Source organism: Bradyrhizobium sp. UFLA05-89, assembly GCF_059803475.1.
The window spans coordinates 23,104-39,878 of sequence record NZ_JBANBA010000091.1; the positions used below are offsets into that span (position 1 = coordinate 23,104).

The following is a 16,775-nucleotide window of genomic DNA, read 5'->3' on the forward strand; positions in this document are numbered from 1 at the left end:
GAGATTGAAGAGATGTCCGTTCGCCGCCTAGCGCCCAAGGAAGTCCAGCCCGCGAGCTTTACGTTCACGGAGGAGAACCTCGCGTTTGCGAAGCAGCAGATCGCCAAATATCCGGCCGGTCGCCAGGCCTCGGCCGTGATCGCGATCATGTGGCGGGCGCAGGAGCAGAACGATGGCTGGGTGTCGGAAGCCGCGATCCGCGTCATCGCCGACCTGCTCGATATGCCCTACATCCGCGTGCTCGAAGTCGCGACCTTCTACACGATGTTCCAGCTCGCTCCCGTCGGCAAGAAGGCCCACGTCCAGGTCTGCGGCACCACGCCGTGCCGGCTGCGCGGCGCCGAAGACCTGATCCACGTCTGCGAGAGCCGGATCCATCACGAGCCCTTCCACCTCTCCAAGGACGGCAATTTCAGCTGGGAAGAGGTGGAGTGCCTGGGCGCCTGCGTGAACGCGCCGATGGTGTTGATCGGCAAGGACACCTATGAGGATCTGACCAAGGAAAGCTTCGGCAAGGTGCTCGACGGCTTTGCCTCCGGCAATCCGCCCAAGCCCGGCCCGCAGAACGGCCGTCAGTTCTCGGCTCCCGTCACCGGACCGACCACGCTGAAGGAGATCACCTGATGCGTGATCTCGCGACATCAGCAGCGGGAAGGGGCGGCGCCGTGAAGAAATGGGGCTTCATCGCCATGCATGCCGCGGTGGCGGCTGCCTTCATCTTCATGCTGCAGCGCTTCACCCTGAATGCGTCGCTGGAAACCAGTCTGCTCTGGGCGCTGACCTTTGCCGTCTGCGCCGCCGGGCTTGCCTACAAGCAAGCCAACCGTTGATCGGAAAGCACTGAAATGCTCGAGGACAAGGACCGCATCTTCAAAAACCTCTACGGCCTCCACGATTGGGGGCTCGAGGGCGCGCGGCGCCGCGGCGCTTGGGATGGCACCAAGGCCATCATCGACAAGGGCCGCGACTGGATCATCAACGAGATGAAGGCGTCAGGCCTGCGCGGCCGTGGCGGCGCCGGCTTCCCGACCGGCCTGAAATGGTCGTTCATGCCGAAGGAATCGACCGACGGCCGGCCGAGCTATCTCGTCGTCAACGCCGACGAGTCCGAGCCCGGCACCTGCAAGGACCGCGAGATCATGCGTCATGATCCGCATCTCCTGATCGAGGGCTGCCTGATCGCGAGCTGCGCGATGAATGCGCACGCCTGCTACATCTATGTCCGTGGCGAGTTCATCCGCGAGCGCGAGCACCTCCAGGCCGCGATCGACCAGGCCTACGAGGCCAAGCTGATCGGGAAGGACAATGTCAACGGCTGGCCGTTCGATCTCTACGTCGCGCACGGCGCCGGCGCCTATATCTGCGGCGAGGAGACCGCGCTGCTCGAGAGCCTCGAGGGCAAGAAGGGCCAGCCGCGCCTGAAGCCGCCGTTCCCGGCCAACGTCGGCCTGTTCGGCTGCCCGACCACCGTCAACAACGTCGAGTCGATCGCGGTTGCGCCCGACATCCTGCGCCGCGGCGCGGCGTGGTTCGCCGGCATCGGCCGTCCGAACAACGTCGGCACGAAACTGTTCTGCATCTCCGGCCATGTCGAGCGGCCGTGCAACGTCGAAGAAGCCATGGGCATTCCCTTCCGTGAGCTGATCGAGAAGCATTGCGGCGGCATCCGCGGCGGCTGGGACAATCTGAAGGCCGTGATCCCCGGTGGCTCCTCGGTGCGCATGGTGCCGGCAGAGCAGATCATCGACACGCCGATGGATTTCGACAGCCTGAGCAAGCTGCGCTCGGGCCTCGGCACCGCGGCCGTGATCGTGATGGACAAGTCGACGGACCTGATCCGTGCGATCGCCCGCATTTCCTATTTCTACAAGCACGAGAGCTGCGGCCAGTGCACGCCGTGCCGCGAGGGCACCGGCTGGATGTGGCGCGTCTTGACCCGCATGGCCGAGGGCCGCGCCCACAAGCGCGAGATCGACATGCTGCTCGAGGTCACCAAGCAGGTCGAAGGCCACACCATCTGCGCGCTCGGCGACGCAGCCGCCTGGCCGATCCAGGGCCTGATCGCGCACTTCCGTCATGAGATCGAAGCGCGCATCGACCAGTATTCGCACAAGGCCGACATCGACGATGCCGGCGTCCGCGATCCCGTGAACATGGTCGCGGCGGAGTAGGAAGAATGACAAAGCTCATCATCGACGGCAAAGAGATCGATGTCCCGCCGGAGTACACGCTGCTCCAGGCGTGCGAGGCCGCCGGCGCCGAGATTCCGCGCTTCTGCTATCACGAGCGGCTGTCGATCGCCGGCAATTGCCGGATGTGCCTCGTCGAAGTGAAGGGCGGCCCGAAGCCGGTCGCGAGCTGCGCCTGGGGTGTGCGCGATTGCCGTCCGGGTCCGAAGGGCGAGCCGCCGGAGATCTCGACGCGGTCGCCGATGGTGAAGAAGGCCCGCGAAGGCGTGATGGAGTTCCTTCTGATCAACCATCCGCTGGACTGCCCGATCTGCGACCAGGGCGGCGAGTGCGATCTCCAGGACCAGGCGATGGGCTATGGCGTCGACACCAGCCGCTTCGCCGAGAACAAACGCGCCGTCGAGGACAAGTATCTCGGCGCGCTGGTCAAGACCTCGATGAACCGCTGCATCCAGTGCACGCGCTGCGTCCGCTTTTCGGCGGAAGTCGCCGGCGCGCCCGAGATGGGCGCGACGGGCCGCGGCGAGGACATGGAGATCACGACCTATCTCGAGCACGCGCTGACGTCCGAGCTTCAGGGCAACCTCGTCGACATCTGCCCGGTCGGTGCGCTGACCTCGAAGCCATACGCCTTCGCCGCGCGCCCCTGGGAGCTCGGCAAGACCCAGTCGGTCGACGTCATGGACGGCATCGGCTCGGCGATCCGGGTCGATACCCGTGGTCGCGAGGTGATGCGCATCCTGCCGCGCGTCAACGAGGCCGTGAACGAGGAGTGGATTTCGGACAAGACTCGTCACGTCGTCGACGGCCTGCGCACCCAACGGCTCGACCGGCCCTATATCCGCGAGGCCGGCAAGCTGCGTGCAGCTTCATGGACCGAAGCCTTCGCCGCGATCGCCGCCAAGGCGGGCCGCAGCGACGGCAAGCGGATCGGCGCGATTGCCGGTGATCTCGCCGGCGTCGAGGAGATGTTTGCGCTGAAGGATCTGCTCGCCAAGTTCGGCTCGGCCAATCTGGCAGTGCAGGGCGGCGACGCCTTCGATCCCGCGCTGGGCCGCGGCTCCTACATCTTCAATCCGTCGCTGGTCGGCATCGAACAGGCCGATGCGCTGCTGATCATCGGCGCCAATCCGCGCAAGGACGCGGCAGTGTTCAATGCCCGTATCCGCAAGCGCTGGCGCGCGGGCGGCCTCAAGATCGGCTCGGTCGGTGCCAAGGCTGATCTGACCTACGACTACGATCATCTCGGCGCGGGTACGGAGACGCTCGCCGACCTCGTGGCCGGCAAGCACTCCTTCGCTGACGTCCTGAAGAACGCCAAGCACCCGGTTATCCTGGTCGGCGCGGGCGCGACCTCGCGTCACGACGGCGCGGCGATCCTCGCGCAGGCGGCCAAGCTGGCGCTCGATATCGGCGCGGTGAAGGACGGCTGGAACGGCTTTGGCGTGCTGCACGAGACCGCCTCGCGCGTCGGCGCGCTGGATATCGGCTTTGCGGCAGGCGCCGGCGGCCTGAACGCCGCGCAGATGACGACCTTCGGCACGCTGGACGTCTTGTTCCTGCTCGGGGCCGACGAGATCAAGGCGCCGGACGGCACCTTCGTCGTCTATATCGGCACCCATGGTGACCGCGGCGCGCACCGCGCCGACGTCATCCTGCCAGCGGCGGCCTACACCGAGAAGTCGGCGATCTACGTCAACACCGAGGGCCGCGCGCAGATGACGGGCCGCGCCGCGTTCCCGCCGGGCGAGGCCCGCGAGGACTGGGCGATCGTTCGCGCGCTGTCGGAAGCGCTCGGCAAGAAGCTCGGCTACGACTCGCTCGCGGCCCTGCGCCAGGCGATTTTCAAGGCGGTGCCGCATCTGATCCGCCTGGACCAGATCGAGGCGGGCACCGCTGACCAGGTCAAGACACTTGCGGGCAAGGGCGGCACGCCGGAGAAGGCGCCGTTCAAGGCCCTGATTGAGGACTTCTACCTGACCAACCCAATCTCGCGTGCGTCCGCCGTGATGGCGGAATGTTCGCGGCTTGCCTCCGGGCAGATGCTGACCGCAGCGGAGTAAGCGTGATCTGATGGAATTCTTTGAAAGCGCATTCTGGACCGGATTCCTCTGGCCGCTGATCATCATGGTCGCGGAGAGCGTCCTGCTGCTCGTCGTGCTGCTGGTCGCGATCGCCTACATCCTGCTCGCCGACCGCAAGATCTGGGCGGCGGTGCAGATCCGCCGCGGCCCGAACGTGGTCGGTCCCTGGGGCCTATTCCAGTCGTTCGCCGACCTCCTGAAGTTCGTGCTGAAGGAGCCGATCATTCCCTCCGGCGCCAACAAGGGCGTCTTCCTGCTTGCTCCGCTGGTATCGTGCGTGCTCGCACTCGCGGCCTGGGCGGTGATCCCGACCAATCTCGGCTGGGTGATCTCCGACATCAATGTCGGCGTTCTCTTTATCTTCGCGATCTCGTCGCTGTCGATCTACGGCATCATCATGGCCGGCTGGTCGTCGAACTCGAAGTACCCGTTCCTGGCCGCCTTGCGCTCGGCCGCGCAGATGGTGTCCTATGAGGTCTCGATCGGCTTCGTCATCATCACCGTGCTGCTCTGCGCCGGCACGCTGAACCTGTCGGCGGTCGTCGAGGCGCAGCATGCGCGTGGCCTTGCCAGCCTGATCGGCCTGCCGCAGCTCACCATCCTGAACTGGTATGTGTGGCCGCTGTTCCCGATGTTCGTGGTGTTCTACGTCTCTGCACTGGCGGAAACCAATCGTCCGCCGTTCGACCTCGTCGAGGCCGAGTCCGAGCTCGTGGCCGGATTCATGGTCGAATACGGCTCGACGCCGTATCTGTTGTTCATGCTCGGCGAGTATGTCGCCATCGTCACCATGTGCGCGTTGGCGACGATCCTGTTCCTGGGGGGCTGGCTGCCGCCGGTCGATCTGCCGCCGTTCAACTGGGTGCCGGGGATCATCTGGTTCTCGTTCAAACTGTTCTTCATGTTCTTCCTGTTCGCGATGGCGAAGGCGATCGTGCCGCGCTACCGCTACGATCAACTGATGCGTCTCGGCTGGAAGGTCTTCCTGCCGCTGTCGCTGGCGATGGTGATCGTGGTGGCTGGCGTGCTGCATTTCGCCGGCATCGCGCCGAAGTGAGGTCCGCCATGGGTATCAACATCAACGCTACCGCGCGCTCGCTTCTGCTGTCGGAATTCGTCTCGGCGTTCTTCCTCGCCATGCGCTACTTCTTCCAGCCGAAGCCGACGCTGAACTATCCCTTCGAGAAGGGGCCGATCTCGCCGCGCTTCCGCGGCGAGCATGCGCTGCGCCGCTATCCGAACGGTGAAGAGCGCTGCATCGCCTGCAAGCTGTGCGAGGCGGTCTGCCCGGCGCAGGCCATCACCATCGAGGCCGGGCCGCGCCGCAACGACGGCACGCGCCGCACCGTGCGCTACGACATCGACATGGTGAAGTGCATCTATTGCGGCCTCTGCCAGGAGGCCTGCCCGGTTGACGCCATCGTCGAAGGTCCAAACTTCGAGTTCGCGACCGAGACCCGCGAGGAACTGTTCTATGACAAGGCCAAGCTGCTCGCCAACGGCGATCGCTGGGAACGCGAGATCGCGCAAGCGATCGAGCTCGACGCGCCGTACCGGTGAGGTGAGGGCATGATCCTTCCCGCGCTGTTCTTCTATCTGTTCGCCGGCATCTGCGTCGCCTCGGCGGTGATGGTGATTGTCTCGCGCAATCCCGTGCACTCGGTGCTGTATCTGATCCTGGCCTTCGTCAACGCCTCCGGCCTGTTCGTGCTGATGGGCGCCGAGTTCCTGGCGATGATCCTGATCGTCGTCTATGTCGGCGCGGTCGCGGTGTTGTTCCTGTTCGTGATCATGATGCTCGACGTCGACTTCCTCGAGTTGCGGGAGGGCTTCATCGAATACCTGCCGGTTGGCCTCGTGATCGGCGGCATCTTCATGTTCGAGCTGTTGCTGGTCGTCGGCGCCTGGGTGATCAACCCGACCGTGTCCAAGACGATCACGGCGGCGATCCCGGCCAACGTCTCCAACACCGAGGCGCTCGGGCTCGTGCTCTATACGAAGTACATCCACTACTTCCAGCTCGCCGGCATGGTGCTGCTGGTCGCGATGATCGGCGCCATCGTGCTGACGCTGCGCCACAAGGCCAGCGTCAAGCGGCAGGACATCAACGTTCAGAACGCGCGAACGCCCGACATGGCGATGGCGCTGCGCAAGGTGGCGTCGGGGCAGGGGCTCCAGGATGCCGATGCGGCGGAGTGGGTGAAATGACGATCGGGCTCGGACACTATCTTGCCGTCGGCGCGATCCTGTTCACGCTCGGCATCCTCGGCATATTCCTGAACCGCAAGAATATCATCATCATTCTGATGTCGATCGAGCTGATCCTGCTCTCGGTCAACATCAACCTGGTGGCGTTCTCGACCTTCCTCGGCGATATCGTCGGCCAGGTCTTCGCGCTGCTGGTGCTGACGGTCGCGGCTGCGGAAGCCGCAATCGGTCTCGCCATCCTGGTGGTCTATTTCCGCAACCGCGGCTCGATCGCGGTTGAGGACGTCAATCTGATGAAGGGTTAACCCAGCTATGGTCCAGGCAATTGTCTTTCTGCCTCTGCTGGGCGCCATTCTCGCCGGCCTGATCGCCATTTTCGGCGCGCATGCCCGCAACCCCAGCGGCGATACGGTCGAGCATCACGACGACGCGCATGGCGATGCCCATGGTCATGCGTCGGCAGCTCATGATGACCATGCCCACGACGATCACGGCCACGACGACCACCACGTCTCCGAACCGCCGGCTCAGGGCTCGCGCGCGGCCGAGCTGATCACGACCGGGCTGCTGTTCGTCTCGGCGGCCCTGTCGTGGTTCACGCTGGTCGACGTCGGCTTCCTGCACCACGACGCGCGGATTCCGATTCTGCCGTGGATCCTCTCGGGCGACCTCCAGGTCTACTGGGCGCTTCGGGTGGACACGCTCACCGCCGTCATGCTGGTGGTGGTCAACACCGTGTCCTCGCTCGTGCACCTCTATTCCATCGGTTACATGGACGAGGATCCGTACCGGCCGCGCTTCTTCGGCTATCTCTCGCTGTTCACGTTCGCCATGCTGATGCTGGTGACGGCCGATAACCTCGTGCAGCTGTTCTTCGGCTGGGAAGGCGTGGGTCTGGCGAGCTATCTGCTGATCGGTTTCTGGTACCAGAAGCCGTCGGCGAACGCGGCCGCAATCAAGGCCTTCGTCGTCAACCGCGTCGGCGACTTCGGCTTTGCGCTCGGCATCTTTGCGGTTTTCGCGCTGGTCGGTTCGACCGATTTCGAGACGATCTTCCATGCGGCTCCCGGCTTCACCGACAAGACCATCAACTTCTTCGGCTGGCAGGTGGACGCGCTGACGCTGACCTGCTGCCTGCTGTTCATGGGCGCGATGGGCAAGTCGGCCCAGTTCCTGCTGCACACCTGGTTGCCGGACGCGATGGAAGGCCCGACCCCGGTCTCGGCGCTGATCCACGCCGCGACCATGGTGACGGCGGGCGTCTTCATGGTGGCGCGGCTGTCGCCGCTGTTCGAGCTCGCGCCGAACGCGCAGGCCGTCGTGATGTTCTTCGGCGCGACCACGGCGTTCTTCGCCGCGACCGTTGGCCTCGTGCAGAACGACATCAAGCGCATCGTCGCCTACTCGACCTGTTCGCAGCTCGGCTACATGTTCGTGGCGATGGGGGCGGGAGCCTATTCGGTCGGCATGTTCCACCTGTTCACGCACGCCTTCTTCAAGGCGCTGTTGTTCTTGGGGAGCGGCTCGGTGATCTACGCGATGCATCACGAGCAGGACATCCGCAACATGGGCGGCCTGTGGCGCAAGATCCCCTACACCTATGCGGTGATGGTGGTCGGCACGCTCGCGCTGACCGGCTTCCCGCTCACCGCCGGCTACTTCTCCAAGGACGCGATCATCGAGTCAGCCTACGCCTCGCACAACCCGTTCGCGGTGTACGGCTTCCTGATGACGGTCGTCGCCGCCGGCCTGACCTCATTCTATTCGTGGCGCCTGATCTTCAAGACCTTCCACGGCGAGCCGCATGACGAGCATCATTACGCGGCTGCGCATGAGAGCCCGATGTGGATGCTAGTCCCGATCGGGGTTCTTGCCGCTGGCTCGATCCTGGCCGGCTTCCCGTTCAAGGAGTTGTTCGCCGGTCATGGCATCGAGGAGTTCTTCCGCGAGTCCGTGAAGATGAACCCGCACATCATCGAGGAGATGCACCACATCCCGGAGACCATCGGCTTCCTGCCGACCGTGATGATGATCGTGGGCTTCCTGATCTCGTACCTGTTCTACATCCGCCGGCCGTACCTGCCGGTCGAGCTCGCGAACACCCAGCCGATGCTGTATCAGTTCCTGCTCAACAAGTGGTACTTCGACGAGCTCTATGACATCATCTTGGTCCGTCCGGCGAAGTGGGTCGGCTACCAGCTCTGGAAGAAGGGCGACGGCTTCATCATCGACGGCTTGGGGCCGGACGGCGTCTCGGCGCGTGTGCTGGACATCACCCGCAACGTCGTGAAGATCCAGACCGGCTATCTCTACCACTATGCATTCGCCATGCTGATCGGTGTCGCCGGCCTGATCACCTGGTTCATGTTCGGCTTTGGAGGCCAGTAAATGACAACCTGGCCCATCCTCTCCGTCACCACCTTCCTGCCGCTCGTCGGAGCGCTGCTCGTCTACGCCGTTCGCGGCGACGACGAGGCGGCGCGGCGCAATGCGCGCTGGATAGCGCTCTGGACCACGCTGATCACCTTTGCGGTCTCGTTGCTCCTGGTCGCGCGCTTCGATTCCTCGATCGCCGACTTCCAGTTCGTCGAGAAGGCTAACTGGCTCGCCGCCGGCATCACCTATCACATGGGTGTGGATGGCATCTCGCTGCCCTTCGTGATCCTGACCACCGCGTTGATGCCGTTCTGCATCATCGCGAGCTGGAAGGCGATCCAGAGCCGCGTGCGCGAATACATGATGGCGTTCCTGATCCTGGAAACGCTGATGATCGGCACCTTCTCGGCGCTCGATCTCGTGCTGTTCTATTTGTTCTTCGAGGGCGGCCTGATCCCGATGTTCCTGATCATCGGCGTCTGGGGCGGCCCGCGCCGGGTCTATGCCTCGTTCAAGTTCTTCCTCTACACGCTGCTCGGCTCGGTGCTGATGCTGCTCGCCATCATGGCGCTGTACTGGAACGGCAACACGACCGACATCCCGACTTTGATGCACACCGCCGTGCCGCGATCATTGCAGACCTGGGCGTGGCTGGCCTTCTTTGCCTCCTTCGCGGTGAAGATGCCGATGTGGCCGGTGCACACCTGGCTGCCGGATGCGCACGTCGAGGCGCCGACCGCGGGCTCGGTGATCCTGGCCGCGATCCTGCTGAAGATGGGCGGCTACGGCTTCCTGCGCTTCTCGCTGCCGATGTTCCCGCTGGCTTCGCACGACTTCGCGCCGCTGATCTTCACGCTCTCGGTCATTGCCATCATCTACACCTCGCTGGTGGCGATGATGCAGGAGGACATGAAGAAGCTGATCGCCTATTCCTCGGTGGCGCATATGGGCTTCGTCACCATGGGCATTTTCGCCGGCACCATCCAGGGCGTCGCCGGCGGCGTTTTCCAGATGATCTCGCACGGCATCGTGTCAGGCGCGCTGTTCCTCTGCGTCGGCATCGTCTACGACCGCATGCACACCCGCGAGATCGCGGCCTATGGCGGCCTCGTCAACCGGATGCCGCTCTATGCGCTGGTGTTCATGGTCTTCACCATGGCGAATGTCGGGCTGCCGGGCACGTCCGGGTTCATCGGCGAGTTCATGACGCTGCTCGGCACGTTTAAGGTCTCGCTCCCGACGGCGTTCCTCGCCACCACGGGCGTGATCCTTTCGGCGTGTTATGCGCTGTGGCTGTATCGAAAGATCGTGTTCGGCGCTCTGGTGAAGCCAACGCTGATGTCGATCAAGGACATGACCTTGCGCGAGTGCATCACGCTGTTCCCGCTGGTCGCGCTGACCATCCTGTTCGGCGTTTATCCGAAGCCGGTGCTCGACATGTCGGCGGCCTCGGTCCAGCAACTCGTCAACAATTACAACACCGCAGTGACGGCCGTGAAGGCCGCCGCACTGCTGCAATAATTGCGGCAGGTGAGGGTATCGCCATGAGCTTTGAGACTGCAGGTTATCAATTGGCACCGGTGGTGCCCGAGCTCGTCCTCGCGGTTGGCAGCATGGCGCTGCTGATGCTGGGTGCGTATCGCGGGCAGGGGACGACGAGGGCGGTGACTACGCTCGCAATCCTTCTCCTCGTCGTGACCGGCGTATTGGTGTTGCTGCTGCCAGCGGGCAAGCAGGTCACGTTCGGCGGCAGCTTCATCGTCGACGACTTCGCGCGCTTCCTGAAGATTCTGGCCTTGATCGGCTCGGCGGTCACGCTGCTCCTGTCGACGGAGTTCTTGTCCGATCCGTCGCGACGCATCTTCGAGTATTCGATCCTCGTCCTGCTCTCCACCCTCGGCATGATGGTGTTGATCTCGGCGGGCGACCTGATCTCGCTCTATCTCGGCCTCGAGTTGATGTCGCTCGCGCTCTACGTCGTGGCGGCATCAAACCGGGACAACGCCAAGTCCAACGAAGCCGGTCTGAAGTACTTCGTGCTCGGCGCGCTGTCGTCCGGCATGCTGCTCTACGGCGCCTCGCTGATCTATGGCTTCACCGGCACGGTCAGCTTCGCCGGCATCGCGGCTTCTGCCACGACCGCCAGCGTCGGACTGGTCTTCGGTCTCGTCTTCCTGCTCGCCGGCCTCTGCTTCAAGGTCTCAGCGGTGCCGTTCCACATGTGGACGCCCGACGTTTATGAGGGCGCGCCGACGCCGGTGACCGCCTTCTTCGCCTCGGCGCCGAAGGTGGCAGCCATGGCGGTGTTCACGCGCGCGACGCTGACCGCATTCCCCGGCATCGTCTCGCAATGGCAGCAGATCCTGGTGTTCGTGGCGATCGCCTCGATGGCGCTCGGCTCCTTTGCCGCGATCGGCCAGACCAACATCAAGCGCCTGATGGCCTATTCCTCGATCGGCCACATGGGCTTTGCGCTGGTCGGCCTTGCCTCCGGCACGGTCGAGGGCGCGCAGGGCGTGCTGATGTACCTCGTGATCTACATTGCGATGACGCTCGGCTCATTCGCCGTCATTCTCGCCATGAAGCGCAACGGCCAGGCCGTCGAGCAGATCAGCGATTTCGCCGGCCTCTCGCGCACCAACCCGCTGCTCGCCTTCTTCTTCGCGATGCTGCTGTTCTCGCTTGCCGGCGTTCCGCCGCTCGCCGGCTTCTTCGCCAAATGGTACGTCTTCGTCGCCGCGATCAAGGCCAACCTGTTCACGCTCGCCGTCATCGGCGTGCTGACGAGCGTGGTGGGCGCCTACTACTATCTCGCCATCGTCAAGACGATGTACTTCGACGAGCCTGCCGGGCAGATCGATCCGGTGCGCGTCGAGGTGCGGGCTGTGCTGGCGGTTGCAGGCCTGTTCACCATCCTGTTTGCGCTGTTTGCGGGACCCGTCGTGAGTGCCGCCAGCGCAGCGGCAAAGTCGCTGTTCTAGGGATGGGCTTCGCGCTCGGTCATCGAGCTCTCAGCGCGGGCTACCGCCTCGCAGCCTTCGACCAGATCGGCTCGACGAATGCGGAAGGCCTGGAGCGCGCCCGCCAAGGCGAGCGCGGCCCGATCTGGTTCGTGACATCGGAGCAGACGGCGGGGCGCGGCCGCCGCCAGCGTGCCTGGATCGCGCCGCGGGGCAATCTGGCGGCCAGCATCCTCGAGGTGATGGACGTCGCGCCGGCCGTCGCCGCCACGCTCGGCTTTGCGGCGGGGCTGGCCGAGGAGGCGGCGCTGGAGCGGGTCAGCGTCGAGGCCGCGCTTCGCCTCGGTCCCGACCGGCCCCGATACAGCCTGAAATGGCCGAACGACGTGCTTGCCGGCGGCAAGAAGCTCGTCGGCATCGGCCTCGAAGCCGAGGCCATCGGCGACCGCCTGGCCGTCGTGGTTGGCATCGGCACCAACGTCGTCGGGGCCCCCGAGGGCACGCCGACGCCCGCGGTGTCGCTGGCCGCCCTGGGCGTCCATATCAGCGCGGAGGAGCTGTTCACGGCGCTGTCGGATGCCTGGGTCGAATTCCGGGGCATCTGGGACGATGGCCGCGGCTTCGCGGAGATCCGCCGCCTCTGGCTGGAGCGCGCCGCCGGCCTCGGCGAGAAGGTCGCGATCCGGACCGGGAACGCAACGCTCGAGGGCATCTTCGACACCATCGACGAGGCCGGCTGCCTGATCGTCCGCACCGCCGACGGCCGGCGCGTGCCGGTGGCCGCTGGCGAGGTCTTCTTCGGCACGGCCGCCTCGATGGGAGCGGCGTGATGGCAAGGCCCGACGAACTGGTGTTTGCTCCGCTCGGCGGTGTCGGCGAGATCGGCATGAACCTGTCGATCTATGGCCTCGGCAACCGCCACCAGCGTGCCTGGCTCGCAATCGATCTCGGCGTCTCCTTCGGCGACGAGGAGCACCTGCCGGGCATCGACCTGATCATGCCCGACATCAACTTCCTGGAGAAGGAACGCAGGAATCTGATGGGCCTCGTGCTCACGCACGCCCATGAGGATCATTTCGGTGCGATCATCGATCTCTGGCCGAAGCTGCAATGCCCGATCTATGCGACGCAGTTCAGCGCGGCGCTGTTCGAGGCCAAATGCGCGGCCGAGCGCAATCCGCCAAAGATCCCGGTCACCGTGATCCCGTCCGGCGGCCGCGTCGACATCGGGCCGTTCAACGTCGAGTTCATCCCGGTCGCGCATTCGATTCCGGAATCCCACGCACTGGCGATCCACACCGAGGTCGGCACGGTGCTGCACACCGGCGACTGGAAGATCGATCCGACCCCCATTATCGGCCGTCCCACCGACGAGCGGCGGTTGCGTCAGCTCGGCGAGGAGGGTGTGCTCGCCCTGATCGGCGATTCCACCAACGCGGTGCGCGAGGGCCGCTCGCCCTCGGAAGCCGAGGTCGCCCGGACCATCATCGAGCTCGTCAAGGAAGCCAAGGGCCGTGTCGCGGTGACGACCTTTGCCTCCAACGTCGCGCGCATCAAGGCGGTGGCGGACGCGGCTCGCGCCGCCGACCGCGAGGTCGTCGTCGTCGGCCGCGCCATGGATCGGGTCGTGCAGGTCGCGCGCGAGACCGGCTACCTCGACGGCGTGCAGAATTTCCGCTCGCCCGAGGTCTACGGCCATCTTCCGCAGAACAAAGTGCTGGCGCTGTGCACCGGCAGCCAGGGCGAGCCGCGCGCGGCGCTGCCGCGCATCGCCAATGACGACCATCCCGAGATCACGCTCAACCGCGGCGACTGCGTGATCTTCTCCTCGCGCACCATCCCCGGCAACGAGAAGGCCGTCGGTTCGATCATCAACAATCTGGTCCTCCAGGGCGTCGAGGTCATCACCGACCGCGACCATTTGGTCCACGTCTCCGGCCATCCCCGGCGTGACGAATTGCGCGACATGATCGCCTGGACCAGGCCGCAGCTCCTGATCCCCGTGCATGGCGAGGCCCTGCATCTGCACGAGCACGCCAAGCTCGCGCGCGCCGCCGGTGTGCCGCGAGTGCTGGTGTGCCGGAATGGCGATCTGGTGAAGCTCGGCCCAGGCGATCCCGGTATCGTTGGCGAGGTGCCTTCCGGACGTCTCTACAAGGACGGCACGATCCTGGAGGACTCCAAATCGCGCGCGGTGGTCGAGCGGCGGCGGATGGCCTTCTCCGGTTGTGCTTTCGTCGCCATCGCCATGACCGCGCAGGGAGAGCTTGCCGACGAGCCCGAGGTCGATCTCGTCGGCATCCCCGAGAAGAACAAGGCGGGCGAGGCTTTTGACGACCTGGTCTTCGACGCCGTCGTCTCGACCATCGAAGGTCTGCCAAAACCGCGCCGCCGCGATCCGGATGCGCTGGGCGAGTCCGTGCGACGCGCCGTGCGCGCCGTGATCAACGAACACTGGGGCAAAAAGCCCCCCTGTCTGGTACACGTACTGACGGTCTGAATCTTTTGAGCATCATCTCTCCGGAATGCCGCGTCACATTTTGCGCTAACGCGGCCCTTCGGATCCGGATCATGCTCTAAGAAGGGAGAGAACCATGCTGGGTCGGCTCAACCATGTCGCGATCGCGACCAAGGATGCCGCCAGGGCGGCGAAGATCTATGGCGCGGCGTTCGGGGCGCAGATCTCGGAGGCCGTGGCGTTGCCCGAGCACGGCGTGACCACCGTGTTCGTGACGCTCCCCAACACCAAGATCGAGTTCATCGAGCCCCTGGGCGACGCCTCGCCGATCGCAAAATTCCTGGAGCGCAATGCCGACGGCGGCATCCACCACGTCTGCTACGAGGTCGCCGACATCATCACTTCGCGCGACGTGCTGGTGAAGGAGGGCGCGCGGGTGCTCGGCGACGGTGTGCCAAAGATCGGCGCGCACGGCAAGCCGGTGCTGTTCCTGCACCCGAAGGACTTTTCCGGCGCGCTGGTCGAGATCGAGCAGGCGTAAGTCCGAACCATGGCCTACCAGATCTCCACCGCACTCGCGATCTACTTCGTGCTCTGGTGGGTCACGCTGTTCGTGACCCTGCCGTTCGGCGTACGCAGCCAGCATGAGGACGGCGTCGGAGCACCCGGCACCGATCCCGGCGCGCCGATCCTGACCAAGATGGGCCCCAAGCTGATCTGGACCACGCTGATCTCGGGAATCGTTTTTGCGATCGGCATGACTGCCTATCATGCCGGCTATCTCTCGATCGAACGCTTGTCCAAATTGATGGGAATGCCGTTCTAGGACGAACGCTGCTTTGGGGCGAGAGCGGACGTCAAATGGTGGGCAACATCAGCGGACTCGGTCGCGAATGACCCATCTGCAACATCAGCGCGGATATTTGCTGTGATGCACATTACACTTGGAACTTGACGCATATGCTAGACCGCGTCGCTCGGCCTGAAGGGCGACGGAATGCGACGACGCAAGTTCATTGCACTTTCATTAGGCGCGGCCGTTGGCTGGCCATTGGCCTCGTGCACGCAGCAGGCGACGAGCATGCGTCGTGTTGCGTTCCTCCATCCATACCTCGAGAACGATAATGAAGTGCTGACCCGCGTCATTGCGTTTCGGGAGGGGCTCGAGGCGCTCGGGTGGATCGAGAATCGCAATATTCGAATTGAACATCGATATACCGGCGGAGATCTGGGCCGAATCCGAGCCTACGCGACGGAGTTGGTGCATTCGGCGCCGGATCTCATCGTCGGAAGCGGGACGCCAATCACCGCAGCGTTGAAAGAGGCGACCAGTACCATTCCGATCGTATTCAACCTCGTCAACGATCCGGTCGGACAGGGTTTCGTGGCCAGCCTGTCGCGGCCGGGCGGCAACATCACCGGCTTCACCTTCATCGATTTCCTATTGATCGGGAAATGGATGGAGATGATTAAGGAGATTGCTCCCGGGGTCAGACGTGTAGCGCTCATCTTCAATCCCGACACGACGCCTTTTTACCCGGCATTCCTGCGCGAACTCGAAGCGGCCCGCACATCGCTCGCCCTCGAGCTCTCCGCATCTCCCGTGCGCGACGAGGCGGAGGTCGAGGCAGCCATCACGGCGCTCGCACGCGAGCCTGGCGGTGCTCTGATCGTCGCGCCGGACGCATTCATCAATAATCACCGCCGCGCGGTCATTGCATTGACGGAACGACAGCGGCTTCCTGCGATATACGGCTTCCGGCAGTTCGCTGCGGAAGGGGCACTGATCTCCTATGGACCGAATACTGCCGACATAGTCCGACGCTCGGCTGGCTACGTCGATCGTGTCCTCAGAGGTGAAAGACCGGCCGACCTTCCGGTGCAGGCGCCGACGAAATACGAGTTAGTCATCAATCTCAAGACTGCGAAAGCGCTCGGCATTGCACCAGCTCCTGAGCTGCTCGCTCGCGCCGCCGGAGTGATCCAATAGAACTTTCTTGTTGCGGTGCATGACTCCGGAAATGGCCCATCGCGACATATCGCGCCGCCGCACGAACTTGATCGCTAAAGGGGGCGGGTTCAACTCATCGCCGCAACACATTCTGCGAACTTCTCAGCTGGGGTTTGAAAGAGCAAGGTCTTTCGTGGCCTTTCATTAAGCTGCCTGGCAATCGCGCTGAGCTTGGCCTGGCTATACAGGGACAGATCGATGCCACGCGGAAGATACTGGCGCAGCAATCTGTTGGTGTTTTCGTTTGACCCGCGCTGCCAGGGACAGCGAGGGTCACAGAAGTAGACATCGACCTTGGTAGCCAATGTCAGACGCTGATGATCTGCGAGCTCCTTGCCTCTGTCCCAGGTCAAGGACCGATAAAGTTCGCTGGGCAGTCGTTGCGATTGCTTGATAAGCGCCGAGACGACGCTTTCGGTATCCTTGTTCGCGACCTTGACCAGCATCACGTAGCGCGAATGGCGCTCGACAAGTGTTACGATATAGCTG

General features: G+C 64.1%; 17 protein-coding genes. 16 read left to right on the forward strand and 1 reads right to left on the reverse strand.

Annotated features, from left to right (window positions below):
* The first annotated feature begins 12 nt into the window (after positions 1–12).
* The 16 genes from nuoE to SO139_RS33915 all read left to right on the forward strand — a co-directional run bounded on the left by nuoE (position 13) and on the right by SO139_RS33915 (position 16,265).
* The gene (gene nuoE / locus SO139_RS33840) at positions 13–624 is read left to right on the forward strand and encodes an NADH-quinone oxidoreductase subunit NuoE (RefSeq protein ID WP_449382884.1); all 612 of its coding nucleotides are present in this window, start codon (positions 13–15) and stop codon (positions 622–624) included.
* Complete coding sequence (locus tag SO139_RS33845) at positions 624–830, forward strand: hypothetical protein (RefSeq protein WP_498541338.1); 207 nt, start codon at positions 624–626, stop codon at positions 828–830. Before nuoE ends, SO139_RS33845 begins: the two co-directional genes overlap by 1 nt.
* A 15-nt stretch (positions 831–845) precedes the next feature.
* Positions 846–2,171, forward strand: a complete 1,326-nt coding sequence (gene nuoF, locus SO139_RS33850; protein ID WP_458147301.1) for an NADH-quinone oxidoreductase subunit NuoF — start codon at positions 846–848, stop codon at positions 2,169–2,171.
* A 5-nt stretch (positions 2,172–2,176) separates the two neighbouring features.
* Entirely contained in the window at positions 2,177–4,252 is a 2,076-nt protein-coding gene (gene nuoG, locus SO139_RS33855; protein ID WP_498541339.1) for an NADH-quinone oxidoreductase subunit NuoG, read from the forward strand.
* Between the two features lie 10 nt (positions 4,253–4,262).
* On the forward strand, positions 4,263–5,330 hold the full coding sequence (gene nuoH, locus SO139_RS33860) for an NADH-quinone oxidoreductase subunit NuoH (protein WP_498541340.1): 1,068 nt from the start codon (positions 4,263–4,265) through the stop codon (positions 5,328–5,330).
* A 14-nt stretch (positions 5,331–5,344) separates the two neighbouring features.
* A complete protein-coding gene (gene nuoI, locus SO139_RS33865) occupies positions 5,345–5,833 on the forward strand; it encodes an NADH-quinone oxidoreductase subunit NuoI (protein WP_449382906.1) in 489 nt (162 codons plus the stop codon).
* Between the two features lie 9 nt (positions 5,834–5,842).
* A complete protein-coding gene (locus tag SO139_RS33870) occupies positions 5,843–6,481 on the forward strand; it encodes an NADH-quinone oxidoreductase subunit J (RefSeq protein WP_449382879.1) in 639 nt (212 codons plus the stop codon).
* Entirely contained in the window at positions 6,478–6,786 is a 309-nt protein-coding gene (gene nuoK, locus SO139_RS33875) for an NADH-quinone oxidoreductase subunit NuoK (RefSeq protein WP_092180923.1), read from the forward strand. Before SO139_RS33870 ends, nuoK begins: the two co-directional genes overlap by 4 nt.
* Positions 6,787–6,793: 7 nt before the next feature.
* Positions 6,794–8,869 (forward strand): NADH-quinone oxidoreductase subunit L, encoded by a 2,076-nt coding sequence (gene nuoL / locus SO139_RS33880; RefSeq protein ID WP_498541341.1) that lies wholly within the window; start codon positions 6,794–6,796, stop codon positions 8,867–8,869.
* Positions 8,870–10,378: an NADH-quinone oxidoreductase subunit M gene (locus tag SO139_RS33885; RefSeq protein WP_449382877.1), complete on the forward strand. Its 1,509-nt coding sequence runs from the start codon at positions 8,870–8,872 to the stop codon at positions 10,376–10,378. It abuts the gene before it with no gap.
* A gap of 23 nt (positions 10,379–10,401) precedes the next feature.
* Positions 10,402–11,838, forward strand: a complete 1,437-nt coding sequence (nuoN, locus tag SO139_RS33890; RefSeq protein ID WP_498541342.1) for an NADH-quinone oxidoreductase subunit NuoN — start codon at positions 10,402–10,404, stop codon at positions 11,836–11,838.
* Between the two features lie 2 nt (positions 11,839–11,840).
* Entirely contained in the window at positions 11,841–12,647 is an 807-nt protein-coding gene (locus SO139_RS33895; protein WP_498541343.1) for a biotin--[acetyl-CoA-carboxylase] ligase, read from the forward strand.
* Entirely contained in the window at positions 12,647–14,317 is a 1,671-nt protein-coding gene (locus SO139_RS33900) for a ribonuclease J (protein WP_498541344.1), read from the forward strand. The genes SO139_RS33895 and SO139_RS33900 overlap by 1 nt, the downstream gene beginning before the upstream one ends.
* A gap of 94 nt (positions 14,318–14,411) precedes the next feature.
* The gene (gene mce, locus SO139_RS33905) at positions 14,412–14,816 is read left to right on the forward strand and encodes a methylmalonyl-CoA epimerase (protein ID WP_498541345.1); all 405 of its coding nucleotides are present in this window, start codon (positions 14,412–14,414) and stop codon (positions 14,814–14,816) included.
* 9 nt (positions 14,817–14,825) lie between these two features.
* Positions 14,826–15,101 (forward strand): DUF1467 family protein, encoded by a 276-nt coding sequence (locus SO139_RS33910; protein WP_449382872.1) that lies wholly within the window; start codon positions 14,826–14,828, stop codon positions 15,099–15,101.
* Between the two features lie 171 nt (positions 15,102–15,272).
* On the forward strand, positions 15,273–16,265 hold the full coding sequence (locus SO139_RS33915; RefSeq protein WP_449382871.1) for an ABC transporter substrate-binding protein: 993 nt from the start codon (positions 15,273–15,275) through the stop codon (positions 16,263–16,265).
* Between the two features lie 89 nt (positions 16,266–16,354).
* Here the strand turns inward: SO139_RS33915 and SO139_RS33920 are convergent.
* Positions 16,355–16,775: IS30 family transposase (locus SO139_RS33920; RefSeq protein WP_498541346.1), on the reverse strand; the 421-nt coding region annotated here is incomplete at its 5' end.